General features: G+C 61.5%; 27 protein-coding genes and 1 tRNA gene. 13 read left to right on the forward strand and 15 right to left on the reverse strand.

The window, feature by feature from the left end; genetic code table 11:
- The first annotated feature begins 12 nt into the window (after positions 1-12).
- The 4 genes from AC25BC_RS00365 to truA are packed head-to-tail and all read left to right on the forward strand — an operon-like array spanning position 13 to position 2463.
- Entirely contained in the window at positions 13-273 is a 261-nt protein-coding gene (locus AC25BC_RS00365) for a FitA-like ribbon-helix-helix domain-containing protein (RefSeq protein WP_012755814.1), read from the forward strand.
- Positions 270-689 (forward strand): type II toxin-antitoxin system VapC family toxin, encoded by a 420-nt coding sequence (locus AC25BC_RS00370; protein WP_012755815.1) that lies wholly within the window; start codon positions 270-272, stop codon positions 687-689. The genes AC25BC_RS00365 and AC25BC_RS00370 overlap by 4 nt, the downstream gene beginning before the upstream one ends.
- Positions 690-709: 20 nt before the next feature.
- Complete coding sequence (fmt, locus tag AC25BC_RS00375; RefSeq protein WP_012755816.1) at positions 710-1645, forward strand: methionyl-tRNA formyltransferase; 936 nt, start codon at positions 710-712, stop codon at positions 1643-1645.
- Positions 1645-2463: a tRNA pseudouridine(38-40) synthase TruA gene (gene truA, locus AC25BC_RS00380; RefSeq protein WP_012755817.1), complete on the forward strand. Its 819-nt coding sequence runs from the start codon at positions 1645-1647 to the stop codon at positions 2461-2463. Before fmt ends, truA begins: the two co-directional genes overlap by 1 nt.
- Before the next feature lie 6 nt (positions 2464-2469).
- Here truA and AC25BC_RS00385 read toward each other — a convergent pair whose 3' ends face one another.
- The 3 genes from AC25BC_RS00385 to dapD all read right to left on the reverse strand — a co-directional run bounded on the left by AC25BC_RS00385 (position 2470) and on the right by dapD (position 5208).
- Complete coding sequence (locus tag AC25BC_RS00385; RefSeq protein ID WP_012755818.1) at positions 2470-3066, reverse strand: hypothetical protein; 597 nt, start codon at positions 3064-3066, stop codon at positions 2470-2472.
- Entirely contained in the window at positions 3053-4246 is a 1194-nt protein-coding gene (gene dapE, locus AC25BC_RS00390) for a succinyl-diaminopimelate desuccinylase (protein WP_012755819.1), read from the reverse strand. The genes AC25BC_RS00385 and dapE overlap by 14 nt, the downstream gene beginning before the upstream one ends.
- Before the next feature lie 101 nt (positions 4247-4347).
- A complete protein-coding gene (dapD, locus tag AC25BC_RS00395; protein ID WP_012755820.1) occupies positions 4348-5208 on the reverse strand; it encodes a 2,3,4,5-tetrahydropyridine-2,6-dicarboxylate N-succinyltransferase in 861 nt (286 codons plus the stop codon).
- A 192-nt stretch (positions 5209-5400) separates the two neighbouring features.
- Here dapD and AC25BC_RS00400 point away from each other — a divergent pair, with 192 nt between their 5' ends.
- Positions 5401-6267, forward strand: a complete 867-nt coding sequence (locus tag AC25BC_RS00400; RefSeq protein ID WP_012755821.1) for an LOG family protein — start codon at positions 5401-5403, stop codon at positions 6265-6267.
- A gap of 86 nt (positions 6268-6353) precedes the next feature.
- Here the strand turns inward: AC25BC_RS00400 and AC25BC_RS00405 are convergent, their stop codons facing one another.
- Together AC25BC_RS00405 and AC25BC_RS00410 are read right to left on the reverse strand one after the other, a co-directional pair.
- On the reverse strand, positions 6354-6992 hold the full coding sequence (locus AC25BC_RS00405) for an EF-hand domain-containing protein (protein ID WP_113546448.1): 639 nt from the start codon (positions 6990-6992) through the stop codon (positions 6354-6356).
- Between the two features lie 104 nt (positions 6993-7096).
- Complete coding sequence (locus AC25BC_RS00410) at positions 7097-7804, reverse strand: pyrimidine 5'-nucleotidase (RefSeq protein ID WP_012755823.1); 708 nt, start codon at positions 7802-7804, stop codon at positions 7097-7099.
- A gap of 102 nt (positions 7805-7906) precedes the next feature.
- Between AC25BC_RS00410 and AC25BC_RS00415 the strand changes: the two genes are divergently transcribed.
- Together AC25BC_RS00415 and AC25BC_RS00420 are read left to right on the forward strand one after the other, a co-directional pair.
- Entirely contained in the window at positions 7907-8983 is a 1077-nt protein-coding gene (locus tag AC25BC_RS00415) for a bifunctional transcriptional activator/DNA repair enzyme AdaA (RefSeq protein ID WP_128438513.1), read from the forward strand.
- Positions 8980-9750, forward strand: coding sequence for an isocitrate lyase/PEP mutase family protein (locus AC25BC_RS00420; protein ID WP_128438514.1), 771 nt, complete (start codon positions 8980-8982; stop codon positions 9748-9750). Before AC25BC_RS00415 ends, AC25BC_RS00420 begins: the two co-directional genes overlap by 4 nt.
- 171 nt (positions 9751-9921) lie before the next feature.
- Here the strand turns inward: AC25BC_RS00420 and AC25BC_RS00425 are convergent, their stop codons facing one another.
- Complete coding sequence (locus AC25BC_RS00425) at positions 9922-11070, reverse strand: alpha-hydroxy acid oxidase (protein ID WP_012755826.1); 1149 nt, start codon at positions 11068-11070, stop codon at positions 9922-9924.
- Between the two features lie 69 nt (positions 11071-11139).
- Positions 11140-12027, reverse strand: coding sequence for an acetylglutamate kinase (gene argB, locus AC25BC_RS00430; protein WP_017995894.1), 888 nt, complete (start codon positions 12025-12027; stop codon positions 11140-11142).
- Between the two features lie 143 nt (positions 12028-12170).
- Here argB and AC25BC_RS00435 point away from each other — a divergent pair, with 143 nt between their 5' ends.
- From AC25BC_RS00435 to AC25BC_RS00445, 3 genes are all read left to right on the forward strand, one after another.
- On the forward strand, positions 12171-12710 hold the full coding sequence (locus tag AC25BC_RS00435) for a sigma-70 family RNA polymerase sigma factor (RefSeq protein ID WP_012755827.1): 540 nt from the start codon (positions 12171-12173) through the stop codon (positions 12708-12710).
- Positions 12707-13423, forward strand: coding sequence for an anti-sigma factor (locus AC25BC_RS00440; RefSeq protein WP_128438515.1), 717 nt, complete (start codon positions 12707-12709; stop codon positions 13421-13423). Before AC25BC_RS00435 ends, AC25BC_RS00440 begins: the two co-directional genes overlap by 4 nt.
- 137 nt (positions 13424-13560) lie before the next feature.
- A complete protein-coding gene (locus AC25BC_RS00445) occupies positions 13561-14115 on the forward strand; it encodes a fasciclin domain-containing protein (protein ID WP_012755829.1) in 555 nt (184 codons plus the stop codon).
- 272 nt (positions 14116-14387) lie between these two features.
- On the opposite strand, the gene AC25BC_RS00450 is transcribed toward AC25BC_RS00445, so the two are convergent.
- From AC25BC_RS00450 to rpmH, 8 genes are all read right to left on the reverse strand, one after another.
- Positions 14388-15464 carry a sensor histidine kinase gene (locus AC25BC_RS00450; RefSeq protein WP_012755830.1) on the reverse strand — a complete coding sequence of 359 codons (1077 nt, stop codon included), beginning with the start codon at positions 15462-15464 and terminating at the stop codon, positions 14388-14390.
- A 121-nt stretch (positions 15465-15585) separates the two neighbouring features.
- Complete coding sequence (locus AC25BC_RS00455; RefSeq protein ID WP_003556110.1) at positions 15586-15861, reverse strand: hypothetical protein; 276 nt, start codon at positions 15859-15861, stop codon at positions 15586-15588.
- Between the two features lie 120 nt (positions 15862-15981).
- Entirely contained in the window at positions 15982-16206 is a 225-nt protein-coding gene (locus AC25BC_RS00460; RefSeq protein ID WP_003556111.1) for a hypothetical protein, read from the reverse strand.
- A gap of 133 nt (positions 16207-16339) precedes the next feature.
- Positions 16340-16549 (reverse strand): cold-shock protein, encoded by a 210-nt coding sequence (locus AC25BC_RS00465; RefSeq protein ID WP_003545000.1) that lies wholly within the window; start codon positions 16547-16549, stop codon positions 16340-16342.
- Between the two features lie 267 nt (positions 16550-16816).
- A complete protein-coding gene (yihA, locus tag AC25BC_RS00470; RefSeq protein ID WP_012755831.1) occupies positions 16817-17470 on the reverse strand; it encodes a ribosome biogenesis GTP-binding protein YihA/YsxC in 654 nt (217 codons plus the stop codon).
- A gap of 153 nt (positions 17471-17623) precedes the next feature.
- Complete coding sequence (gene yidC, locus AC25BC_RS00475) at positions 17624-19417, reverse strand: membrane protein insertase YidC (protein WP_012755832.1); 1794 nt, start codon at positions 19415-19417, stop codon at positions 17624-17626.
- Entirely contained in the window at positions 19417-19818 is a 402-nt protein-coding gene (rnpA, locus tag AC25BC_RS00480) for a ribonuclease P protein component (RefSeq protein ID WP_003545005.1), read from the reverse strand. The genes yidC and rnpA overlap by 1 nt, the downstream gene beginning before the upstream one ends.
- A 20-nt stretch (positions 19819-19838) precedes the next feature.
- Positions 19839-19973, reverse strand: a complete 135-nt coding sequence (gene rpmH / locus AC25BC_RS00485; protein WP_003545006.1) for a 50S ribosomal protein L34 — start codon at positions 19971-19973, stop codon at positions 19839-19841.
- Positions 19974-20392: 419 nt separating this feature from the next.
- On the opposite strand from rpmH, the gene AC25BC_RS00490 reads away from it, so the two are divergent.
- The 3 genes from AC25BC_RS00490 to AC25BC_RS00500 all read left to right on the forward strand — a co-directional run bounded on the left by AC25BC_RS00490 (position 20393) and on the right by AC25BC_RS00500 (position 24267).
- Positions 20393-22390, forward strand: a complete 1998-nt coding sequence (locus tag AC25BC_RS00490; RefSeq protein WP_012755833.1) for a methyl-accepting chemotaxis protein — start codon at positions 20393-20395, stop codon at positions 22388-22390.
- Positions 22391-22547: 157 nt separating this feature from the next.
- Entirely contained in the window at positions 22548-24068 is a 1521-nt protein-coding gene (locus AC25BC_RS00495) for an ATP-binding protein (RefSeq protein WP_012755834.1), read from the forward strand.
- Between the two features lie 122 nt (positions 24069-24190).
- A tRNA-Arg gene (locus AC25BC_RS00500) sits at positions 24191-24267 on the forward strand.
- Positions 24268-24295: the final 28 nt, after the last annotated feature.

Consider the following 24295-nt stretch of genomic DNA (forward strand, 5'->3'; position numbering starts at 1 on the left):
GGAGGTGCCGAATTGGGCGACTTGCTTATTCGAGACGTTCCGGATGCGATGAAGCGGCAGCTTCAGGAAAGCGCACAACGCAACGGCCGCAGCCTTTCGGAAGAGGCGATTGAAATCATGCGCCGACAGATTGCGGTGGAGCGCTCGAGGGATTCCGCCGGGCAGCGCCTGCGTTCCCTGATGAGTGAGGAAAGATTGAGCGAAGATGAGGTGGAGGCCATTGCCGCATCCCGCCATGAACGGGACCGTGAACCGCCGCGTTTCGACACATGATCGTTCTCGATACGAATGTGATTTCAGAAATGCAGGGGAGGATCCACAGCGATCGGATATTGAACTGGCTGGACGCCTATGACGTCGAGACGCTTTTCCTGACGACGATTGCCGTCGCGGAAATGCGTTACGGTCTTGAACTCCTTGATGATGGCAGGCGAAAGACAGCACTGGTGTCCGACTTCAACCGGATCGAGTCTGAATTTGCCGGCCGCATACTCGGTTTTGCCCTCAGTGCAGCGCATCGCTACGGCCTGCTGGCGGCCGAGCGTAGAAAGGCGGGACGACCGATGGAAACCAAGGATGCCATGATTGCCGCCATCTGCCTTGCAAACGGCGCGACGCTTGCGACCCGCAACACCAGAGATTTCGAAGGGCTTGATCTCAAGCTCGTAAACCCGTTTGAAGACGGTTGATCCTCAATTGGCGAGATAAAATGTCTCTTCGCATCATCTTCATGGGAACGCCGGAGTTCTCGGTTCCGACCCTGCGCCTGCTCGTCGATGCCGGCCACAGGATCGTTGCGGTCTATACGCAGCCGCCGCGGCCGGGCGGGCGGCGCGGCCTCGATCTGCAGAAATCGCCGGTGCATCAGGCCGCCGAACTGCTCGGCCTGCCGGTCTTCACCCCGGTCAATTTTAAGGACCCCGAGGAGCGCGAGAGGTTTCGTGGCTTGAATGCCGATGTCGGCGTCGTCGTTGCCTACGGGTTGCTGCTGCCGGAGGCGATTTTGAACGGCACCCGCGATGGCTGCTACAACGGTCATGCCTCGCTGCTACCGCGCTGGCGCGGTGCGGCACCCATCCAGCGGGCGATCATGGCCGGCGACGCAAAGACCGGCATGATGGTGATGAAGATGGACAAGGGTCTGGATACCGGCGCCGTGGCACTCACCCGCGAGGTCGAGATCGGCCCGAACATGACGGCTGGCGAGTTGCACGACCGGCTGATGCTGGTCGGCGCCAAGGCGATGGCGGAAGCCATGGTGAAACTCGAAATGAACGACCTTCCGCTGACGCCGCAGCCGGAAGACGGCGTGCTCTATGCCGCCAAGATCGACAAGGCCGAGACGCGCATCGATTTTTCCAGGAACGCCGGCGACGTGCACAATCACATTCGCGGCCTGGCGCCGTTTCCGGGTGCCTGGTTCGAGCTCGAAATCGGCGGCAAGCCGGAGCGGGTCAAGGTGCTGGCGTCCGAGCTGGCTGAAGGGCAGGGTGCTGCCGGGCTATTGCTGACGGACGATCTCGTGATCGCCTGCGGCTCGGGCGCGCTGCGGCTGACCAGGCTGCAGAAGGCCGGCGGCAAGCCGCTGGCGGCGGCCGATTTCCTCAGGGGCACGCCGCTTGCGGCGGGCACGAGGCTCACCTGATGCCGCGTTTCCGCATGACCGTCGAATATGACGGCGGCCCCTATGTCGGCTGGCAGCGGCAGGAAAACGGCCACTCGGTGCAGGGCGCGATCGAGGCGGCGGTGCTGTCGCTGACCGGTGAGACGGTCTTGGTGCGCGGCGCGGGCCGTACCGATTCCGGCGTCCACGCCATGGGGCAGGTGATCCATGCCGATCTTTCGAAGGAGTGGTCGCCCTACCAGTTGCAGAATGCCTTGAACGCGCATCTGAGGCTCGCCGGCGAGCGGGTCTCCATTCTCGAGGTCGAGGCGGCTCCCGAGTTCTTCGACGCCCGTTTTTCGGCGCTGCGGCGCCATTACCTCTATCGCATCGTCAGCCGCCGGGCGCCGCTGGCGCTCGAAGCCGGCAAGGCCTGGTGGGTGCCGAAGGTGCTCGACCACGAGGTCATGCATGCCGCCGCCCAGAGGCTGGTCGGCAAGCACGATTTCTCCACCTTCCGCGCCGCCCATTGCCAGGCAAACAGCCCGGTGCGCACCCTCGACCGGCTGGATGTGACGCGCAACGGCGAACTGATCGAGATCCGTGCCACGGCGCAGAGTTTTCTTCACAACCAGATCCGCTCCTTCGCCGGCACGCTGAAGCTCGCCGGCGAAGGCAAATGGACGCCTGATGATGTCGAGGCGGCGCTTGAAGCGCGCGACCGCAAGGCCTGCGGCCCAGTGGCGCCGCCGGACGGGCTCTATTTCATGCAGGTGGATTATCCCGACGTGATCCCCGATCGCCGAAGGCCGGTCACCGATACCGATGCCAATGACGGGGATGCTGACGATCCCTCGTAAACTTGGTCAGACGGGATAGATGCCGAGGAAGTGCTGCAGATATTCCGAAAGGATCATCGATGGCACGAGCAGCACCAGTGTCAGCGCCCCGGTCATCAGCGCGTGACCGTGGCAGATCATCCGGATAATGCGGGCCAGCACGAAGACCTGCGCCAGCATGAAGGCGAGCAGCAGCAGCGAGACGAGGCCGATGGATCCAGGCAGGAAGAACACCAGCGCCAGCAGCAGCCCGTTGATATAGGAGAGCGGCACGCCGAGCCAGTTGACGCTGACGACGACGGGCGCGAAACGCTCGCCCATCCGGAAGGCAAGCAGCAGAACCCCTGCAAAGACCAGCGGCACGAACCAGTTGGCGACCTCGACGAGGCCGAGCCTGATATAGAAGGGAAAATCGACATCGGCTTCCGGCGGCATCGACCGCAGGAAGGCCTGCCGCCACCAGAGCCAGGAAATACCCATCGGCGGCAGGCACCAGAGCATCGCCCAGAACGAGCGATTGACGCCGCGCTCGGACATATCGAGGTAGCGGAAGCCGCGCGGATCCAGCCGGATCAGCAGCCAGAGGCCGGCCAGGTAATATTGAACCTCCCTAAAGCCCGGCATTGGCGAACCAGCGGGCGATGAAAGTTTCGTAGATTGCCGTCAGCGTCTCCAGATCAGCGACAGCGACGCGCTCGTCGACCATGTGCATGGTCTGGCCAACGAGGCCGAACTCGACGACCGGGCAATAATCCTTGATGAAGCGCGCATCCGATGTGCCGCCGGTGGTCGAAAGCCGCGGCGACTGGCCGGCAACACTTTCGACGGCTGAAGACAGTGAGGCGATCAGCGCATTGTTGCGCGTCAGGAAGACATGGCTCGGCCGGTCGGCCCAGACGATATCATAGGCCACCGGATCGCGGCCCGGCCGCAATGCGCCGTTGCCGGCGGCGGCTTCCAGACGGCGCAGGATTTCGGCCCGCAGCGTTTCGACGGTCCAGCTATCGTTGAAGCGGATGTTGAAGCTTGCCGATGCCTTGGCCGGAATGACGTTGGTCGCCGGGTTGCCGACGTCGACCGTGGTCACTTCGAGGTTCGAAGGCTGGAAATCGCCGGTGCCGGCGTCAAACGGCGGGTCCATCAGCGCCTGCGTCAGCTGCAGCATGCCGCGCACCGGATTGTCGGCAAGATGCGGATAGGCGGCATGGCCCTGCACGCCGTGCACGGTGATTTTACCCGACAGCGAGCCGCGCCGGCCGATCTTGATCATGTCGCCGAGCCTGTCCGGATTGGTCGGCTCGCCGACAAGGCAGGCATCCCAGCGCTCGCCGCGCTCGGCCGCCCATTGCAGCAGCTTGATCGTGCCGTTGATCGCCGGGCCCTCTTCGTCGCCGGTGATCAAAAAGGAAATCGAGCCGTTGGGCGGCCCGTTTTTCTCGATATGGCGGGCGACGGCGGCGACGAAACAGGCGATGCCGCCCTTCATGTCGACGGCGCCGCGGCCGAAAAGCTCGCCCTTCGAAATCTGGGCCTCAAACGGTGGATGCGTCCAGGCAGCTTCGTCGCCGACCGGCACGACATCGGTATGGCCGGCAAACATCAGATGCGGGCCGTCCTTGCCGAGGCGGGCATAGAGGTTTTCGATCTCGGGTGTTCCCTCTTCGCTCGCCTTCACCCTGTCGAGCGCAAAGCCGAGCGGCGCAAGCATCGCCTCCAGCGCCGTGAGCGCGCCGCCTTCGGCGGGCGTCACGGACGGGCAGCGAATCAGCGTCTGGAGATTGGCGACGGGGTCGGTAGCGGTCATGGCGGTCGAACTATCCGGCGGGAATGGCAAAGACATGGCAAGGCGGGGCCGCCTCGCGTAAAAAGACGCCGTCTGTTTACCGGATCAATGTCCCGGTGTCATCAATCTCTGAGCAGCTCGTTGATGCCGGTCTTCGAGCGGGTCTTTTCATCGACGCGCTTGACGATGACGGCGCAGTAGAGATGCGGCGCCGGCTGGCCGTTGCCCATCGTCGCATTACCCGACGGCATCGAGCCGGCGACGACGACGGAATAGGGCGGCACTTCGCCGTAGCTCACCTCGCCGGTGGCGCGGTCGACGATCTTGGTCGACTTGCCGATAAAGACGCCCATGCCGAGCACCGAGCCTTCGCGGATGATGCAGCCTTCGACCACCTCGGAACGGGCGCCGATGAAGCAATTGTCCTCGATGATCGTCGGGCCCGCCTGCATCGGTTCCAACACGCCGCCGATGCCGACACCGCCGGAGAGATGCACATGTTTGCCGATCTGCGCACAGGAGCCGACCGTCGCCCAGGTATCGACCATCGTGCCTTCGCCGACATAGGCGCCGAGATTGACGAAGGAGGGCATCAGGATGGCGTTCGGGGCGATATAGGCCGAGCGGCGCACGACGCAGTTCGGCACGGCGCGGAAGCCGGCGGCGCGGAAATGGTTCTCGCCCCAGTTTTCGAACTTCGAGGGAACCTTGTCCCACCAGGTCGAGTTGCCCGAGCCGCCCTCCACCACGTCCATGTCGTTGAGGCGGAAGGACAAGAGCACGGCCTTCTTCAGCCACTGATTGACCGTCCAGGCGCCGTCGGCGGAGCGTTCGGCGACACGGGCCTTGCCGGCATCGAGCAGATCGAGCGCTGCTTCGACCGCATCGCGAACCTCGCCCTTCGTCGACGTGTTCACATTGTCGCGATTGTCGAAGGCGGATTCGATGATCTTTTCGAGGGATGCGAGGTCGGTGGCGCTCATGAGAATTCCTTAAACTTCGATCTTTATCGTGGAGACGGGGTGTCTCCGGAATTGCGGTTGGCGGGGTTTACCCTGCTCTACAGCATGAAGCCGTAGAACGGAATGATTTTTCCGACAAGATCATACCTGGATTCAAGGCGTTATAGCGACATATCCGGCTTCGTAGCCGGCAATACCGAAAGGCATTTAGACATGGCGAAGGGACGAAACGGCGGTTCGAGGCGCAAGGATGGCGTATGGGACCCGCTGAAGAGCAGTTCGACCGACAAGCAGCGCGCCGAAGCCGTGCCGAAGACGCCGCAGACGATGTCGCCTGCCTACCGCCTGGCCTATGTCGACCAGGATTTCCTCTGCCGCGAGGAGTTGCGGCCGATCCGTCTGCAGCTGGAGCTGTTGAAGACGGAAATGATGCTGACCGAACGCGGCATCAAGTCGACCGTCGTCATGTTCGGCGGCGCCCGCATTCCCGCCCCCGGCCAGAGCGCCTGGGCAGCCCGCAACGATATCCAGCGCGTCAACCTGGAGGCGGCCTCGGTCTATTATGACGAGGCGCGCAAATTTGCCCGGCTCTGCTCGAAATATTCAGCCACCTTCAATTTCCACGAATATGTCATCGTCACCGGCGGCGGGCCGGGCGTGATGGAGGCCGGCAATCGCGGCGCGGCCGACGAGGGCGCCCCTTCGATCGGCCTCAACATCGTGCTGCCGCATGAGCAGGCGCCGAACGCCTATGTGACGCCGGAGCTCAGCTTCAACTTCCACTATTTCGCCATCCGCAAGATGCATTTCATGGTGCGCGCCAAGGCGATCGCGGTCTTTCCCGGCGGCTTCGGCACGCTCGACGAATTCTTCGAATGCCTGACGCTGATCCAGACCGGCCGCATGGAGCGCCTGCCGCTGATCCTTTTCGGCGAGACCTTCTGGAGGAGCATTATCAATTTCGAGGCATTGGCCGAATTCGGCACGATCGCGCCCGACGACGTCAAGCTGATCAGCTTCGTCGATACGGCTGAAGCTGCTTGGAAGATCGTCCAGGACTTCTACGAACACCGCGAATAGGAGCCAGAACGCGGCGTTTCGACGAATCTCCCACTCTTTCCCCGCCGTAGCAGGGAAAGAGTGGAGATACATCGGCTCGTCCGGCCTTACAGAAGCGGCCGGTCCGGCATGTCATCGATCGAGATGACGCCGTCCTTGTTGCGGTCCATCCGAGTGAACAGCTTGTCCATGCCGGCTTCGGCTTCCTGTTTGGAAATCTGGCCGTTCTGGTCGGTGTCGACCCGGTGCATCATGATCGAGGCACGCATGATGTTGCCGCCATGGCGCATCCAGCGATGTCCGTCACGACCCTCGTGACCACCCTGAGGCGGCCGGCCCTGGTCGTTATTATCAGGCGTCGCGTCTGCGGTCTTCGCATCCTTGTTATTGCTGGCATCCTGCTTGCGCTGATCTCTCATCGCCTGCATCTGCGCTTTCTGGTATGCGCCGATTTCGCCTGGGGTCAGCGAGCCGTCCTTGTTGGTGTCGATCGCAGCGAAGATCTTGTCGATGCCTGCGGTCGCCTCGTCCTTGGAGATCTGTCCGTCCTTGTTGGTGTCGAACTGCTTGAGCATGCGTACATAGGTGATTTCGCGGAAGGCGGCAGGCCCCGGACCGTGCATGGGACCGTGCCTGCCGGGGTGCTGACGCGGCCCGTCACCGGGCGCTGCATAGCCGGCTCCGGCGGCTGCGCCGAAGATGAGGGTGGAGGAAAGCGCTGCCAGTATCAGCTTGTTGCGGTACATCGTGTTTGCCTTTCGTAAGGTGTCCCCTCACGAAAGAAGCTATGGCAGCAGGCCCGCAAGACCCAGTTAAACATCGGTAAGCTAAGTGAAAACTTGGTAATGCTTCAGCCGGTAATCTTGCCGAGAAAAGCGGCAAGGTCGTCGGTGACAAAATCGATGTGATCCTCATCGCCGCTGGTCTTTTCCCACCATTCGACGACCGTCTCTTCCAGATTGCGCGGCACCAGCAGCACAGTCTGCATGCCGAGCGCCTTCGGCACAGTCAGGTTGCGCGGTAGATCTTCGAACATGGCGGCCTTGGTGGTTTCGACCCGCTTCAGCGCCATGAACTTGTCGTAGGTCGCCTGCGCCGGCTTCGGCACGTAGTCGGCGGCGACGATATCGAAAATGTCGTCGAAATGCTCGAGAATGCCGAGCGCCTCCGCCGTCATCTCTGCATGTTTGACGCTGCCATTGGTGAAGATGAACTTGCGCCCCGGCAGCGCCTTGATCGCCTCGCCGAGTTCCGGCTGCGGCGTCAGCGCCGTGTAGTCGATCGCATGCGCCTTTTCGAGAAAGTCGTTCGGGTCGATGCCGTGATGGATCATCAGGCCCTGCAATGTCGTGCCATGCTCGAGATAATATTGCTTCTGCAGCTTGCGCGCCTCTTCCCGCTCCATCTGCAAGAGTGCCGCGACATAGGCAGTCATGTTCTTGTCGATCTGCGCGAAGAGATTGACATGATGCGGATAGAGCGTGTTGTCGAGGTCGAAGACCCAATCTGTAACGTGCTCGAAATCGGCTTTATCAGGCGTGCGGTCGATCTTGGTCATGGCGGTCTTATGGCACGGCTTATCCGCCAAGGAAATCGGCAAGAAAGAATAGACGCCCGATTTTCGGCGGACGGCGCAGGCACGGAATGCTAGAAAGCGCTCATGCTTTTCGAACGCCCCAATGACGATACGCTCTATGATGCCCTGATCGCGCGCAGCGCCGATTATGAGGGCCAGGCCTATGTCTGCGTCAAGACGACAGGCATCTTCTGCCGCATGACCTGCCCGGCGCGCAAGCCGAAGCGGGAAAACACGCTCTTTTTCGATACGATCGCCGCCTGCATGCACTCCGGCTTCCGCCCGTGCCAGCGCTGCAGGCCGCTGGAGCAGCCGGGCAGGGAGCCGATCGTCGACGAGCTGCTTGCCGCGGTCGACCGCGAGCCGCAGTTGCGCTGGAGCGAGGATGAGCTTGTGCGCCGGGGCCACGATCCCTCGACCGTGCGCCGCGCCTTCAAACGCGGGCTCGGCATGACCTTCCACGATATCGTCCGCTATCGCCGACTGGGCGAGGCGGCCCGGCAACTGGCCGATGGCGCGCGCGTTATCGATGCTCAGCTTGAGGCCGGATATGACTCCCCAAGTGGTTTCCGGACGGCTTTTCAGCGGCTCGTCGGCAAGGCGCCGGCGCTGTCGCAAAACCGTGAACTTCTGTTTGCCGACTGGTTCGAGACGCCGCTCGGACCGATGGTGGCCGTTGCCGACCGGACGCATCTGCACCTTCTCGAATTCCACGACCGCAAAGCGCTGCCCACCGAACTCGAGGCACTGCAGAAGCGTGTCCGCTCTTCGGTCGCAATCGGCCGCACGCCGGCGATCGACCAGATCGAGGCAGAAATCCGGGATTATTTCGAAGGGCGGCTCACCGTCTTCAAGACGCCATTGGCGCTTGGCGGCACGCCCTTCGAAAAACATGTCTGGGCAAAGCTCATGGACATCCCTGCCGGCCAGACGCGCGCCTATGGCGATCTTGCAAGGGAGATGGAAAGGCCGGAGGTCGTGCGTGCCGTCGGCCGCGCCAATGGCGCCAACCAGCTTGCCATCATCGTGCCCTGCCATCGCATCCTCGGCGCGGATGGTTCGCTGACCGGCTATGGCGGCGGGCTCTGGCGCAAGCAATGGCTGTTGCGGCATGAAGAGAAGATCAGAGCACAAGCACCTAACGTGGAGGAGACGGCATGAACCAGAGTGAAAAGGCCAAGGCATTCGGAGCATTGCACCGCAAGGGCGACCCGGTTGTTCTTTACAATATCTGGGATGCCGGCACGGCCAAGGCGGTGACCGATGCCGGCGCCAAGGCGCTTGCAACAGGAAGCTGGTCGGTCGCCGCTGCCCATGGTTATGCCGACGGTGAGAAGCTGCCGATGTCGGTGCTGGTCGAGACGGCAAAATCCATCACCGCTGTCGTCGATCTGCCGCTTTCGGTCGATTTCGAAGGCGCTTATTCGGCTGAGCCTGAGGGTGCCGCCGCCAACGTCGCCAAGCTGGTGGAGGTCGGCGCTATCGGCATCAATTTCGAGGATCAGGTGGTCGGCGGTGGCGGGCTTTATCCGGCCGAGAGGCAGGCGGCCCGCATCCGCGCCATTCGCGCCATGGCGCAAGGCAAGGGCATTCCCTTCTTCATCAACGCTCGCACCGATCTCTTCCTGGCGGAGAGCGATCTTTCCAAACATGCCGGTCTGGTGGAAGAGGCGATCGAGCGGGGCAAGGCCTATGCGGCCGCCGGCGGCAGCGGCTTCTTCGTTCCTGGCTTGATGGATCCCGCCTTGATCGAGAAGATCTGCGCCGCATCGCCGCTGCCGGTCAACATCATGATGCGGACAGGCGCCCCTGACGTGAAGACGCTCGCCAAGCTCGGCGTTGGCCGCATCAGTTATGGTCCGGGGCCTTACCGATCGATGATGGAAAAGTTGAAACAGGAGGCGGCGGCGATTTATAGCCTGCTCTGACGTCGAATGCCCGAGGGCCGCAGATCTAAAGCATGTCGCGCAAAAGTGTGCGGCGGTTTTGCGACAACGGCATGCGTAAAAACAAAAAGCTAAAGCGCGACGAGCGAATCCGAAAGATCGCGACGCGCTTTAGTACGAAAGGCTGCGGCCCGCAATGAAATCCCGTTCCGCTCAGGAACGGAAGCGCAGATTCCGCCGGCTGAGCTGGCTGACCGAGGTGCAGCCCATCAGCTTCATGCCGCGCTCGATCTCGGTGCGCATCGTCTCCAGCGCCCGTTCGACACCGGGCTGTCCGGCCGCGGCAAGCGGGAAGAGATAGTAGCGCCCGAGCCCGACGGCCTTCGCCCCCAGCGACAGCGCTTTAAGAACATGCGTTCCCCGCTGCACGCCGCCATCCATCATCACGTCGACCCGGTCGCCCACGGCGTCGACGATCTCGGCCAACTGGTCGAAAGCGCTGCGCGAGCCGTCGAGCTGGCGCCCGCCATGATTGGAAAGCACGATGCCGCTGCAGCCGATCTCGGCCGCGCGCTTGGCGTCTTCGACCGACATGATGCCCTTCAGGCAGAATGGCCCTCCCCATTCGCGCACCATCTCCGCCACGTCGTCCCACGACATCGAGGGGTCCAGCATCTCGGTGAAGTATCGGCTGATCGACAGCGCGCCGCCATCCATCTTGACGTGGTTTTCGAGCTGCGGCAGCCGGAAGCGCTCATGCGTCAGCCAGTCGATCGCCCAGGAAGGCTTGATCGCGAACTGGGTCATGCCGGCAAGATTGAGCTTGAAGGGAATGGCAAAGCCCGTGCGCTTGTCGCGCTCGCGGTTGCCGCCGGTGATGCTGTCGACCGTCAGCATCATCGCCTGCACGCCGGCATTTTTCGCTCGCGCCATCATCTCGCGGTTGAGGCCACGGTCCTTGTGGAAATAGAACTGATAGACCTGCGGCCCGTTGCTGATCTGTCTGGCTTCCTCCAGGCTGATCGTGCCGAGCGAGGAGACGCCGAACATCGTGCCATGTTTTGCCGCCGCCGCCGCGACCGCCCGCTCCCCCTGGTGGTGAAAAAGCCGCTGCAACGCCGTCGGCGAGCAATAGACCGGCATTGCGAGCTTCTGGCCCATGACAGTTACCGACATGTCGACATCGGCCACACCGCGCAAAACGTCGGGCACCAGATCGCAGGCCTCGAAGGCCGCGGTATTGCGCCGGTACGTCACCTCGTCGTCGGCACCGCCGTCAATATAGTCGAATATCGGTCCGGGAAGACGCCGTTTGGCCATGCGCCGGAAATCGTGAAAATTATAGCAGTCTGTCAGGCGCATTTGTTTCCTCGATACCCTGTTTCCGCGTCAGGAAGATCCGCCCTTCGCAAGTGAAGGGCGCAGCCTGGTTCAGGGAACGATCAGCGTTCCGACGCCGTGCTCGGTGAAGATCTCGAGCAGCACGGAATGGGCGGTCTTGCCGTTCAGGATGACGACGCCCTGCACGCCGGCCTTGATCGCATCGATGCAGGTCTCGACCTTGGGGATCATGCCACCCGAAATCGTGCCATCGGCGATCAGCGCATGTGCTTCGGCGACAGAAAGCTCCTTGATGAGCTGGCCGTTCTTGTCGAGCACGCCCGGCACATCGGTCAGGAACAGCAGCCGGGTGGCGTTCAGCGCACCGGCAATGGCGCCGGCGAAGGTATCTGCATTGATATTGTAGGTGGCGCCGTCGCGGCCAGGCGCCACGGGGGCGATGACCGGGATCATCTCGGAGCGGGCAAGCAGATCGAGCAGCGTCCGGTCGACCTCGACCACTTCGCCGACGAAACCGAGATCGAGCACGCGCTCGATGTTCGAATCCGGATCTTTGATGGTCTTGCGCGCCTTTTCGGCGAAGACCATGTTGCCGTCCTTGCCGCAAAGGCCGATCGCCCATTCGCCGGTCTGATTGATGAGCGCGACGATTTCCTTGTTGATCGAGCCGGCGAGCACCATTTCGACGATCTCGACCGTTTTCTGGTCGGTGACGCGAAGGCCGCCCTCGAATTTCGATTCGATGCCCATCTTGCTCAGCATGGCGCCGATCTGCGGGCCGCCGCCGTGAACGACGATCGGGTTGACGCCCGATTGCTTCAACAGCGCGATGTCGCTGGCAAAGGCCTTGCCGAGCTCGGCATTGCCCATGGCGTGACCGCCATATTTCACGACAATCGTTTTGTTCTCGTAACGCTGCATGAAGGGCAGAGCTTTGGCCAGAAGCCGTGCCTGCATTTCGCTTTCGGTTTCGTTCATGGGAACCCCGCAGAATTGTTCGCGGCCTTTTATCGCAAGTTTCTGACCGAGGGAATAATCCAGAGGGCAATAGTTTTTCGTATCTGGCGCGTAGCCGGACGCCGTTACGGTCTGGCGCACGCAAGCTTGAGATGAGGAACGGCATGCAAGGCGATGACATCGCAGACCTGATCGGCCGCGTCGCACTCGGCGACCGCAGGGCTTTCGTGGCCCTCTACAATCAGACCGGACCGAAACTTTTCTCGATCTGCCTGCGTATCTTGAAGGATCGCACGGAAGCCGAAGAGGCCCTGCAGGAAGCCTATATCAGCATCTGGCAACGCGCTCGCAGCTTCTCCGTCGCCTCGGGTTCGTCCTCGGCATGGCTGGCGGCAATTGCCCGCAACCGGTCGATCGATGCGTTGAGGGCGCGCAAGCCCGTCGCCGACGAATTGGACACGGTCTATGATCTGGCCGATGCCGGAGCCGACCCGGAAATGCAGACGGTGACCAAGGATGAAGGAAGGCGGATTGACACCTGCATGGAAGAGTTGGAAGCTGATCGTGCGGTCGCGGTGAAACGGGCTTATGTCGAAGGGCTGAGCTATCAGGAACTGGCCGATCAGTTTGGTATTCCGCTGAACACGATGCGGACCTGGCTCAGGCGCAGCCTCTTGAAACTGAGAGAGTGCATGGAACGATGACATCGCCCGATAAAAGCAAGGGAGACCGCTCCCGCGACGAGGTTCTCGCCGGCGAATATGTGCTTGGCGTCCTGTCGTTGCAGGATCGCCGGGTGGTGGAAGAGCGCATGCGCCACGACCGGCCCTTCGCTGCGATCGTCAGCCGCTGGGAAACCAACCTCTCCGCCTTCAACGACGAGTATGAAGGCGTTGCTCCGAACCGGGAAACCTTCAAGCAGATCGAGGCACGGCTGTTCGGCGATGGCCAGCCCCCATCCTTTTCGCAGGGGCTCTGGAATTCCGCCGTTTTCTGGCGCTCGCTGAGCTTCGCCTGCATCGTCGTCGCCGTCAGCGCTGTCATCTTCGCCTCCGGCGTGGTGCCGGAGCCGCAGGGGCCGGCACCACTGGTAGCCTCGCTTTCGGGCCAGAACAGCACCATCAATCTTCTCGCCTCCTATGAGCTGCAGAGCGGCCGGCTGAAGATCGTGCCGGTCGCCGCCGGCAAGCCGGAGGAGAAGTCGCTGGAACTCTGGCTGGTACCGGGCAGCGGCATGACGAGATCGCTCGGCGTCTTCAAGCCGGGCGAAAGCGGTGAACTTGTCATTCCCGCCGATCTGCGTAGCCAGGTCGCCGATGGCGCAACGCTTGCCGTCAGCCTCGAACCCTTCGGCGGCTCGCCGACCGGCCAGGCAACCGGCCCGGTGATCGCAAGCGGCCCCCTGCACCGGCCATGATCGCCGGCCATGATCGTGCTGGCCGTCGATCAAATTTCTCCTGTCTGAAACTCTTCGGCGCGGCCCTCCGTAGTTCGAAATGTCCGGACGACGCTCAGGCATAAAGCCGGCGGACTGTATCCGGTGAGGAGAAAATCATGATCAAGTCCGTATTGCGCGGCGTCGCGCTCGCCACAGCCATGTCCGCCGTCGCCTTTGCCGCCGCCAAGAATCCAGTGGTCGGCGGCGCTGCGATGTTCGATAGCAAGAACATCATCGAGAACGCCGTGAATTCCAAAGATCACACGACGCTGGTCGCAGCCGTCAAGGCGGCAGGCCTGGTCGGCACGCTCGAAGGCAAGGGCCCCTTCACCGTCTTTGCGCCGACCAACGAAGCTTTTGCCGCGCTGCCGAAGGGCACCGTCGATACGCTTCTGAAGCCGGAAAACAAGGCGACGCTGACCAAGGTTCTGACCTGCCACGTCGTTGCCGCCGATGCGATGGCCAAGACCGTTGCCAAGATGATCAAGGATGACGGCGGCGAGCACGACATCAAGACCGTCGGCGGCTGCGTGCTGAAAGCCAAGGAAAACATGGGCAAGATCACCCTGACCGATGAAAACGGCGGTGTCTCCCATGTGACGATCGCCGACGTCAAACAGTCGAACGGCGTCATCCATGTCGTCGACAAGGTGCTGCTGCCGAAGATGTAAGCCCGCTCGTATCGCCAGACGCATTGGGGCGCTCCTAGAGCAATTCCAGGAAAAGTGCAGAGCGGGTTTCCGTCCGGAATTGCGCAAAAACAAAAGGTTAGAGCGGTTCTGCGCTTCCATAAAAAGCTGAACGCTCTAAGGGCGCCCCAAACACAAATTGATGAGGTGGCTATCGCATAACCCCGAAAATCGGAATCGATTTTCGGAAAGGATTACGCGCAGATTCAAAATGATAGAGCGTCCCTAGTGCGTCTGAAAAGGCGCGCGGCGCTCTATTGGGCCGCTTCAGCTCTCGGGAAGACGAGGGAGACACTCATGCCGGTGTCAGGGGATGAGCTGACTTCAACCTCGGCGCGGGCATTCTGTTTCAGTGACTGTACGATCATCGCGCTCAGCTTTCCCGGCTGCGGCCAGGTCACATCCTGGGGAAGACCGACCCCGTTATCAGCAACGGTGATCCTGCAGCCGGTTTCGCTGACGACACAGCGGAGTGTGATTTCGCCGCCATCACGCCCCACGAAGGCATGCTTCAGCGTATTGGTGAGGAGTTCGTTGATGACGAGGCCGGCCGGCATGGCGACATCGACCGAAACCGGCCAGGTATCGACCTTCATGTCCAGCCGGATCCCTTCCACGGCATGGGCCGCCATCACCGAGGCGGCAATCTGGCTGACATAGGTGCCAAGATCGACAGTGGCGCCTTTCTCTTCGTCTGACAGCGAGCGATAGAGCAGGGCCAAGGCTTCAATCCGCCCGGCAAGCCGTGCAAATCTTTCGCTTTCCTCATTCTGTTGAGCATTGCGCGCCTCCATTCGGATGAGCGCCGTGATCATCTGGAGATTGTTCTTCACGCGATGCTGTAGTTCCCGCAGAAGGACATCTTTCTCCGTCAGCAGTTCGCTGAAGCTCTCGGCGGCTGTCGCCTCACTGCGGGCAGCAAAGGCCACCAATCGGAAAAGCGGCGTGTCATCATCGTCGACGATCGTATTCGACCAGACATCGATAATGACGGTGCTCTCGGGTTCGGCCACCAGCGAGAAGGCACCAATATATTCCTCAGCAGAGGTCACAGCTGCCGTGAGCGGCACCTCTCCGGAGACGGCGGTGGAATTCAATTCAATGTCCGGCCAGGGTTTCCCCTGGACCTCGGTTGCCCCAAGCGCCGTCAGCCGTTCGAATTCGAGGTTGACGTAAATCAGCGGCTCGTTCCCACCGAGTTCGGAGACAGCCACCGCGAATGGCACATGATCGAGAAAGTGTCGAAACCGGTCATCGTCAAGGGCTTCGGCAAGGTGGGGCAAGTTGCCGACGCCTTCGGGCGAAATCGGCTGGTCTTTGCTATCGGTCATCAAATATTACTCTTGGACGCGGCTTTTCCCGCACAGCAGGAGAACTAGGGTTGCTTTAAAAACTGCTGGGACGCAAGCGTTGATCGGCGGCGCGTCCATCGATTTCCGGCCACAGGGTGATTTAAGCCCGGTCATAGGTAAATGACGTCAGCAGGGTCGTGACGAAATTGCTCGCCCTTTCCTTGACCAGCACTTCCGTCCATTCATCAGTCCCGCGCAGCCGCAAATCCGTGTAAATACTGTCGACGGCCGCTTCTTCGATACGCTTGATATGCGTCTTGAACGAAGCCTCGCCGCCGCCGTGATACATGTCTCTGATCACCATGCGCAGAATTTCCTGAATGGCGATCTGCCAGGCCGTATTGATCGACTGAAGTTCCTGCGGAGTCTCTGCCATTGATGCTTCCTTGATGCGAGTGAATATCAGCACGCTTTGGGTCGTGTGCAGCGCGCGATCTGTAAGCCCGTCATTTCAGACGCGTTTTAAGTCTCGAGCCTTGGCGATCGGGTTGTGATCTCAGCGGGCCCTGGCGCGTTTTGCAATGAGGGCAGAGGTTGCCGACACCCGGTCACTCTGTTCCCTGGCAAGCCGGGCCTCCCGAAGCCGCAACGTCTTTGCCTGTTGCGACTGGGCGTCGGATTCGAGCTCTTCGGCCGCCTGGTTCTTCGCGAAGAACTGGGTCTGGACGTTGCCGAAGGCAATCTCCGCCCGCTGTCGAGATTTGCTGTATGTCTCTGTCATGTTGGCTCCGATACGGGTGGGCTCGACGCGCGAGCGAAAACAAAAAAGGCCAGGCAAATCGCCTGGCCTTGGATTGATAACGTGCTTCCGGCAGTGCCAGTACATCCGTGGTCAAAGGGAAGCAGATACCGATTTAAGCGTTCTGGAGATTGCAAGCGGACATCTTGCCCGACTTGTTGTCGCGCTCGAGGTCGAAGCCGATCTTCTGGCCTTCGACGAGTTCGCGCATTCCGGCGCGCTCGACGGCGGAGATGTGAACGAAGGCGTCGTCGCCGCCATTATCAGGCTGAATGAAGCCGAAGCCTTTGGTGGAATTGAACCATTTAACTGTGCCAGTGGCCATGATGATGAACCCTTTCATAGCAATATTGAAGAACCGCAACGCCAAGGCGATGCGGATGGTGATAGCGATTTTTGAAAGGAAGTTCGTTCAGAGCGCGGTGCCAATCGCGCGATAACCAAGCCAGCAAGCAAAATTCGATGCTCGCTATCTAGCTCATCAAAGCTGCTTCGTCAACCTTTAGTTTTCAACTGTAAGCAGATTCAACTGTTGGATGTCGCTGAGGCCTTTACACCAGACAAGTCGCCGCGTCCGGCGCGCGTATGCCCTCTACTTCCAGCGGGCGATACCGACGGTTTCGGCGATCGCCTGGCGCAGTTCGTCCAGTCCATCGCCCTTTTCCGAGGAGGTGGACAGCACGCCGGGATAGGCGGCCGGGCGCTTGCGGATCTTTTCTGCCGTTTCGGCAAGCAGCTTCGGCACGCCAGCCGCCTTGATCTTGTCGGTCTTGGTCAGCACGATCTGGTAGGAGACGGCGGCCTTGTCGAGCAGATCGAGCACGTCGTCGTCGTTCTTCTTGATGCCGTGGCGGCTGTCGATCAGCACATAGACGCGCTTCAGCGTCGCGCGGCCGCGCAGGTAATCGAAGACGAGCTTGGTCCACTTGTCGACCTGCTCTTTCGGCGCCTGCGCATAACCATAGCCCGGCATGTCGACGATCGCCGTCGGCGGCAGGTCTTGGCCTTCGCCGGAATAACCGTCCGGAACGAAATAGTTCAGTTCCTGCGTGCGTCCCGGCGTGTTCGAGGTGCGCGCCAGGCCCTTCTGACCGACCAGCGCATTGATCAGCGAGGATTTGCCGACATTCGAGCGACCGGCAAAGGCCACTTCCAACGGCCCTTCCGGCGGCAGGAAGTTCAGGGACGGTACGCCGCGGATGAAGATCCACGGGTGGCCGAAGAGCGGCTTTTCGGTTTCGGGCATGCGGGCTCTGCAATCTCTGGGTTGGGTCTTTTACCGGGCTTCGTGGTTTTGCAGGCGGATGTCAAGCTTCGAGGCCGTTTGCAGGCTATGGCTTTGCCTCCTTCTTCCGCTGCCGCAAAAGAAAAGCCCCGCCGGAGCGGGGCTTGGCAGGCATCATTTCGACGGTGCCGTTTTTCGTCGGAACAGACCCTTCAGATTGTCGAAGAGTTCGACCTTGACGCCGTGGCGCTTCATGATCACCGACTGCTGCGCCACCGAGAGCGTGTTGTTCCAGGCCCAGTAGATGACCAGGCCGGCCGGGAAGCTTGCCAGCATGAACATGAACACCAGCGGCATCCAAGTGAAGATCATCGCCTGCGTCGGATCGGGCGGCGTCGGGTTCATGCGCATCTGCAGGAACATCGTGACGCCCATGATCAGCGGCCAGACGCCGAGATGCAGAATGGTCGGCGCCTCGAAGGGCAGCAGGCCGAACAGATTGACGATCGTCGTCGGATCGGGCGCCGAAAGGTCCTTGATCCAGCCGAAGAACGGCGCATGCCGCATCTCGATGGTGATGTAGATCACCTTATAGAGCGAGAAGAAGATCGGGATCTGCAGCGCCACCGGCCAGCAGCCGGCGATCGGATTGATCTTCTCTTCCTTGTAGAGTTGCATCGTCGCTTGCTGCAGCCCCATGCGGTCGTCTGCGAATTTCGCCTTCAGTTCCTCCATCTTCGGCTGCATGCGCTTCATGTTCGCCATCGAAGCGTACTGCTTGCTGGCGAGCGGGAAGAACAGGAGCTTGACGACGATGGTGGTGCACAGGATCGCCACGCCGAAATTGCCGAAGTAGCGGAAGAAGAAGTCCATCAGCTTGAACATCGGCTTGGTGATGAAATAAAACCAGCCCCAGTCGATCAGCCGGTCGAACTTCGGGATCGAGTAGCTGGCCTCATAACCGTCGATGACGGGCACTTCCTTGGCGCCGGCGAAGACGAGGTTCTTCAGCTCGATCGATTGGCCAGGCGCAACGGTGAAGGCATCTTCCTTGTAGTCGGCCTGATAGCGCGGCTGACCGTCGGCAAAATGCGAGAAGCTTGCCTCATAGGGAGCGCTCTGCGGTGGAACGATCGTCGCGGCCCAGTATTTGTCGGTGATGCCGAGCCAGCCACCGGTGGATTTGGCCGGCTTGACGGCTTCCTTTTCGGCGGCGGTATATTTGGTTTCGACGAGGCCGTCGTCGCCGATGACGCCGATGAAGCCTTCATGCAGCACGTAGACCGAGGGCGTCGTCGGCTTGTTGTAACGCGTGACACGGCCGTAAGAATTGAGCGAGGCGGGAGCCTGGCCGGCATTCTCGATCTTGTCGGCGACGGTGAACATGTAGCGTTCGTCGACGGAGATGGTGCGGGTGAAGGTCAGACCCTTGTCATTGGTGTAGGAAAGCGTCACCGGCGTCTTTTCGGTGAGCTTGGCGCCCTCCGGAGCCGTCCAGAGCGTCGAGGGACCGGGAACGCTGCCTGTCGCGTCACTACCGATATAGCCGAGCTCGGTGAAGTAACCGTCCTTGGTTTCGGCCGGGCTGAACAGCGTGATGATCGGGCTCGAGTCGTCGACGGTCTCGTGGTAGCCCTTGAGCTTCAGGTCGTCGAGGCGGGCGCCGGCAAGATTGATCGAGCCGGAGAGGGCAGCAGTGTCGATGACGACGCGCGGGCTCTTTGCCAGCGCCTGCTCGAGCGTCGCCGTTGCGGCCGCCTGGCTGGTAGGTGCCGCACCGCTCGGCTGGGCCGGCGTCTGACCGCCTGCTGCCGGCTGCTGCACCTGCTCGGTCTGCTGCTGCGCCTTCTGGGCTTCCTGCACCTTGCGCTGGGCCTCGATGCGTGGATTCATATAGAGAAATTGCCAGCCGAGGACGATCAGCACCGAGAGAGCGATCGCAATGAAGTAATTGCGGTTGTTTTCCATCATACGTTCCTGGGGCGTCCGTCTCCGGAGCGCCGATGTTTCGGCCTGGTTTCCACGCGGGATTTCAGTTCCGCGGCCAATTCCTGGAAGGACGCGTCAAGCACGTCCCTGCGCGCGACAACCACATAGTCGTGTCCGGGCTGCATTGCAAACCCCGCATGAAGCCGCACCGCCTCTTTCAGGCGGCGGCGCATGCGGTTCCGTTCGACCGCGTTGCCATGTTTTTTGGTGACTGTAAAACCGACGCGTGCCTGGCTGTCGGGTTCCTTCCGGTCGAGGACTTCGAGAAGGAAGAGGCCGCCCCGGCGTTTTTCGCCCTCGCGCGCGGCAAGAAACTGCGGGCGGCTCTTCAGCCGCCCGACAGTGTGTTTTTTCTCACTGATCGTCAATTCGCCCGCCATCTCTTACCGGGCAGCCCGGCTTACGCCGACAGACGATTGCGGCCCTGCGCGCGGCGGGCTGCGATGACCTTGCGGCCACCCTTCGTGGACATGCGCGCACGGAAACCGTGGCGACGCTTGCGAACAAGCTTGGATGGTTGGTAGGTACGCTTCATTTATTTTAAACACCGCGGAGTGCGGCCCTTCTTGAATTTGCATAGTGCAAGGAGCGTTGTTTTTCGAACGGGCGGGCCATGAAAGGCTTAAGTGACCGAACGTGCGCGGGCTTATAAGGATGAAGCCTGTAAAAGTCAATTATGCCGGATAATTTCGCTCTGCGCTGCCGGCCCCTAAAGTAATTTCGCACTCTGGTGTTAAGAAATGAGGCATGCCCCGAGTGGTTGTAGTTTTCGTCGTGGCAGATCGATTGCCCCTGTTTTCAGGCGCTTAGGTCGGACAACCGTATTCGGCATGGATCATTTCCGAAGCCACAATCGTAAATATTAGAAATCGAACTTTAATAAATTTCGCCGATATTCAACGCATCGACTGGGAATTTGCTTTCCAGGCAGTAGCGTAGCTAGGAGGCATTGCATTGAAGATCCGGGGCAAAATTAATCTGCTGGTTTGCGTGATGGGCGCGGTGGCGCTTTTGATCGGCGCAACGGCGTTGTCCGCCATGCACGAATACAGTCGCAACCTGACGGCTTACGAGCATGCCGCAGCCCGTGCCTATGCAGGCGAACGCCTCAACCGTTTCGTCACGGCGGTGGTCATGGAAGCGCGCGGCATCTATGCCGCCAAAACGATCAAGGATACGCCGAACTTCGCCAAGGGCCTGATGGCCGATCTCGACGAGATCGACAAGGTCATCTCGGGCTGGGCGCCGCTCGTTCCCGAGAGCCAGAAGGCCGACTTTGCCAAGCTCGTCGCCCGCGCCGCGGAATTCCGCACCTTCCGCACGGAAACGGTCCGTCTCGGCACGGAAGTCGGCCCCGAAGCCGCTGGCCAACAGGGCAACAATGACGCCAACCGCGCCAACCGCAAGGCGTTCCAGGCGGAAATCGATGCGGTCGTCGCCACCGACAAGGCAGCGCTGGAGACCGTCAACGCCGAGATCGAGAGCTTCCGCTCCTGGGTGCTGATGCTTGTACTCAGCATCACCGGCATCGGCATCGCGGTCGGCGTCGGCATGGGCTTCTATATCGGCACCAGCCATCTCAGCCGCCCGATCAAGCGCGTCACCCATGCGATCAAGGAAGTTGCCGACGGCAATTTCGACGCCGAGGTCCCCTTTGCCGGCCGTCCGGATGAAATCGGCGAGATGGCCGCAGCGGTTGCGGTCTTCAAGGCGAACGGCCTGGCCATCAAGCGCCTGAACGCCCAGGAGGCGGCGATGCGCGCCAAGAGCGACGACCTGCAGTCGAGCATGTCTGTCGTCGTGGCAGCGGCAGCAGCCGGCGATTTCGGCCACCGCATCAGCAAGGATTACGAGGACGATAACCTCAATCAGTTCGCCGGCAACATCAACATGCTGCTGTCGAGCGTCGATGCCGGCATCGGTGAGACCCGCCGCGTCATCGCAAGCCTTGCCGAAGGCGACCTCACCCAGACGATGAGCGGCAACTTCCAGGGCGCCTTCGCCGAGCTGCAGCAGAACGTCAACAATACCTTCGTTACCCTGCAGGCGACGATGCGCGAAGTGCGCGAGACGACGGAAGCGATGAACGGCAACACCGCCGAGCTGCGCAATGCCAGCGATGACCTGTCGAAGCGCACCGAGCAGCAGGCAGCCGCCCTCGAGGAGACCTCGGCGGCCCTCGACGAGATCACCGCCGTCGTCCAGAATTCCACCGAGCGGGCGCATGAAGCCACCATCATGGTGTCCGAAGCCAAGGAGAATGCCGGCCGCTCCGGCGTCGTCGTGCGCAATGCCGTCGAGGCCATGGGCCGGATCGAGCAGGCCTCGCGCGAAATCAGCCAGATCATCAACGTCATCGATGAGATCGCCTTCCAGACCAACTTGCTGGCGCTGAATGCCGGTGTCGAGGCGGCACGCGCCGGCGATGCCGGAAAGGGTTTTGCGGTGGTGGCGCAGGAAGTGCGCGAACTCGCCCAGCGTTCGGCAACGGCTGCCAAGGACATCAAGGCGCTGATCACCAAATCGGGCAACGAGGTGCAGGTCGGCGTCAAGCTGGTCCAGGCGACTGGCGAGGCGCTGGCTGAAATCGGCACCCGCGTCATCGCCATCAACGACCATATCCATTCGATCGCGACGGCTGCGACCGAACAGTCGACCGGCCTCAAGGAAGTCAATACCGCCGTCAACCAGATGGACCAGGTGACACAGCAGAACGCTGCGATGGTGGAAGAGACCTCCGCCGCCACGCACAGGCTTTCGGCCGAAGCCGGTGGCCTGGTGCGCCTCATTGCCCGCTTCAAACTGTCGGATGATGCGCCGGCACCCGCGGCGCTCGTCCGCAACGAGCCGCATCGGCCGGTCGCCTCGCCCGCCCGCCGCGCAATCGCCAAGGTCGCACGCGCCTTCGGCGGCAATGCCGCCGCAGCCGAACAGAGCTGGGAAGAGTTCTGATCTTTCCTGATCACGTGCCTTCAAACGCCGCCTCCGGGCGGCGTTTTCTTGTGGCGACATGACGCTGCTCGCAAAGATTTGAAAGCGGAGCATCTTGGTCTAATATAGAGCTCAACGGTAAGGGCGGCCTGGGTGCTGCCGATCGGGCGAGACCAGAATGCCGATTCAAGATCAGGGCGATAATCCTTCGGCGGAAAGCCCGGCGGCCGGCGAGGCTGCAAGGGCGCCGTGCCCGTCTGCCGGCCTGTTCGGCGGCCTTTCCGGCAAGCTGCTCTGGCTCACCGTCTTCTTCATCATGCTCGCCGAAATCCTGATCTTCTTTCCCTCGGTCGCCAGCATGCGCGTGCGCTGGCTGCAGGACAGGCTGAATACGGCCGCTGCCGCCGCCATCGTCATCGATGGCCTGCAGCCGGTCGAGCTGCCGCGCGCGCTGCAGAAAGAGACGCTGGAGGCGACCGGCACCAAGGCGATCGTACTGCGCAAGGACGGCACCTCGCGGCTGCTGGCGACGACCGATATGCCGACCTCCGTCGATGAGGCCTACGATCTCACCGATGTGCCGCCGGTAACGGCAATCCGCGATGCGCTCGACACGCTGGTTTTCGGCGGCGGCAGGATGATCCGCGTCTATGGTCCCGTCGGCGACACCAATACCGGCGTCGAGGTGGTGATGAAGGACAGGCCGCTGCGTAGGGCGATGTTCGTCTATTCCCGCAATGTCCTGTTGCTGTCGGTGCTGATCTCGTTGTTCACGGCGACGCTGATCTTCTTTGCGATTAACCGCATCCTCATCGGCCCGATCCGCCGGCTGACCGGCAGCATGCAGCAATTCTCCTCCGATCCTGACAACCCGGCCCATATCTATATCGGCGACGGCGGCCGCGACGAACTGGCGGTCGCCGGCCGCAACCTCACCTCGATGCAGATGGAGCTGCAGAAGACGCTGAAGCAGCAGAAGAACCTGGCAGCGCTCGGCCTCGCCGTTTCCAAGATCAATCACGACATGCGCAATATCCTGGCGTCTGCGCAGTTGATGTCCGATCGGCTGGTCGATGTCGATGATCCGATGGTGAAAAGCTTCGCCCCGAAGCTGCTGCGCACCATCGACCGCGCCGTCGGCTACACCACCGAGGTGCTGTCCTACGGCAAGGCGAGCGAATCCGCACCGCGCCGCCGCCATATCCGCCTGTTGGAACTGACCCAGGACGTCAAGGACATGCTGGCGATCGATCCGCAAAGCGGCATCGAATTCGCAGAGCAGATCGGCGCCGAGCTTGAGGTTGATGCCGATGGCGAACAGCTTTTCCGCGTCATCCACAATCTCTGCCGCAACGCGCTGCAGGCGCTGACCTCGCCGGGCGAGGGCGGCCCGGGCTCCGTCAGGCGCATCACCGTCTCCGCCCAGCGCGTCGGCAGCGTCGTCAGCATCACCGTGGATGATACCGGTCCCGGCATGCCGCTGAAGGCGCGCCAGAACCTCTTTGCCGCCTTCCGCGGCTCGGCCCGCTCCGGCGGCACCGGCCTCGGCCTCACCATCGCCCGCGAGCTGGTGCTCGCCCATGGCGGCACGATCGCGCTGGTGGAAAAACCGACGGTCGGCACGCAGTTCCGCATCGAGATCCCCGATCGCCCGGTTTCGCTGGAGGATTACCGCAGCCGGGCGCACATTGAAAAGTGACGGGGTTTCGCAAGGTGCGGCTGCTGGCAGACAAAGACGCGATTTTTTCAGAAATGCTCTTGCATTGTCCCGAAGGACGTTTTAGAGGATCGCCACGCAAGCGGCTCCGCCGCATTTTGCACGCACCCGTAGCTCAGCTGGATAGAGCACCAGACTACGAATCTGGGGGTCAGGAGTTCGAATCTCTTCGGGTGCGCCATTTCTCTTTTCATCGAAAGTCTGCCACG

This window comes from Rhizobium sp. WSM409 (assembly GCF_057653825.1).

Excerpts from the sequence above, each read along its gene's own strand:
- AC25BC_RS00370 (WP_012755815.1), top strand. The coding sequence starts at position 270 with ATGATCGTTCTCGATACGAATGTGATTTCAGAAATGCAGGGGAGGATC.
- fmt (WP_012755816.1), top strand. The coding sequence starts at position 710 with ATGTCTCTTCGCATCATCTTCATGGGAACGCCGGAGTTCTCGGTTCCG.
- truA (WP_012755817.1), top strand. The coding sequence starts at position 1,645 with ATGCCGCGTTTCCGCATGACCGTCGAATATGACGGCGGCCCCTATGTC.
- AC25BC_RS00385 (WP_012755818.1), bottom strand. The coding sequence starts at position 3,066 with ATGCCGGGCTTTAGGGAGGTTCAATATTACCTGGCCGGCCTCTGGCTG.
- dapE (WP_012755819.1), bottom strand. The coding sequence starts at position 4,246 with ATGACCGCTACCGACCCCGTCGCCAATCTCCAGACGCTGATTCGCTGC.
- dapD (WP_012755820.1), bottom strand. The coding sequence starts at position 5,208 with ATGAGCGCCACCGACCTCGCATCCCTCGAAAAGATCATCGAATCCGCC.
- AC25BC_RS00400 (WP_012755821.1), top strand. The coding sequence starts at position 5,401 with ATGGCGAAGGGACGAAACGGCGGTTCGAGGCGCAAGGATGGCGTATGG.
- AC25BC_RS00405 (WP_113546448.1), bottom strand. The coding sequence starts at position 6,992 with ATGTACCGCAACAAGCTGATACTGGCAGCGCTTTCCTCCACCCTCATC.
- AC25BC_RS00410 (WP_012755823.1), bottom strand. The coding sequence starts at position 7,804 with ATGACCAAGATCGACCGCACGCCTGATAAAGCCGATTTCGAGCACGTT.
- AC25BC_RS00415 (WP_128438513.1), top strand. The coding sequence starts at position 7,907 with ATGCTTTTCGAACGCCCCAATGACGATACGCTCTATGATGCCCTGATC.
- AC25BC_RS00420 (WP_128438514.1), top strand. The coding sequence starts at position 8,980 with ATGAACCAGAGTGAAAAGGCCAAGGCATTCGGAGCATTGCACCGCAAG.
- AC25BC_RS00425 (WP_012755826.1), bottom strand. The coding sequence starts at position 11,070 with ATGCGCCTGACAGACTGCTATAATTTTCACGATTTCCGGCGCATGGCC.
- argB (WP_017995894.1), bottom strand. The coding sequence starts at position 12,027 with ATGAACGAAACCGAAAGCGAAATGCAGGCACGGCTTCTGGCCAAAGCT.
- AC25BC_RS00435 (WP_012755827.1), top strand. The coding sequence starts at position 12,171 with ATGCAAGGCGATGACATCGCAGACCTGATCGGCCGCGTCGCACTCGGC.
- AC25BC_RS00440 (WP_128438515.1), top strand. The coding sequence starts at position 12,707 with ATGACATCGCCCGATAAAAGCAAGGGAGACCGCTCCCGCGACGAGGTT.
- AC25BC_RS00445 (WP_012755829.1), top strand. The coding sequence starts at position 13,561 with ATGATCAAGTCCGTATTGCGCGGCGTCGCGCTCGCCACAGCCATGTCC.
- AC25BC_RS00450 (WP_012755830.1), bottom strand. The coding sequence starts at position 15,464 with ATGACCGATAGCAAAGACCAGCCGATTTCGCCCGAAGGCGTCGGCAAC.
- AC25BC_RS00455 (WP_003556110.1), bottom strand. The coding sequence starts at position 15,861 with ATGGCAGAGACTCCGCAGGAACTTCAGTCGATCAATACGGCCTGGCAG.
- AC25BC_RS00460 (WP_003556111.1), bottom strand. The coding sequence starts at position 16,206 with ATGACAGAGACATACAGCAAATCTCGACAGCGGGCGGAGATTGCCTTC.
- AC25BC_RS00465 (WP_003545000.1), bottom strand. The coding sequence starts at position 16,549 with ATGGCCACTGGCACAGTTAAATGGTTCAATTCCACCAAAGGCTTCGGC.
- yihA (WP_012755831.1), bottom strand. The coding sequence starts at position 17,470 with ATGCCCGAAACCGAAAAGCCGCTCTTCGGCCACCCGTGGATCTTCATC.
- yidC (WP_012755832.1), bottom strand. The coding sequence starts at position 19,417 with ATGGAAAACAACCGCAATTACTTCATTGCGATCGCTCTCTCGGTGCTG.
- rnpA (WP_003545005.1), bottom strand. The coding sequence starts at position 19,818 with ATGGCGGGCGAATTGACGATCAGTGAGAAAAAACACACTGTCGGGCGG.
- rpmH (WP_003545006.1), bottom strand. The coding sequence starts at position 19,973 with ATGAAGCGTACCTACCAACCATCCAAGCTTGTTCGCAAGCGTCGCCAC.
- AC25BC_RS00495 (WP_012755834.1), top strand. The coding sequence starts at position 22,548 with ATGCCGATTCAAGATCAGGGCGATAATCCTTCGGCGGAAAGCCCGGCG.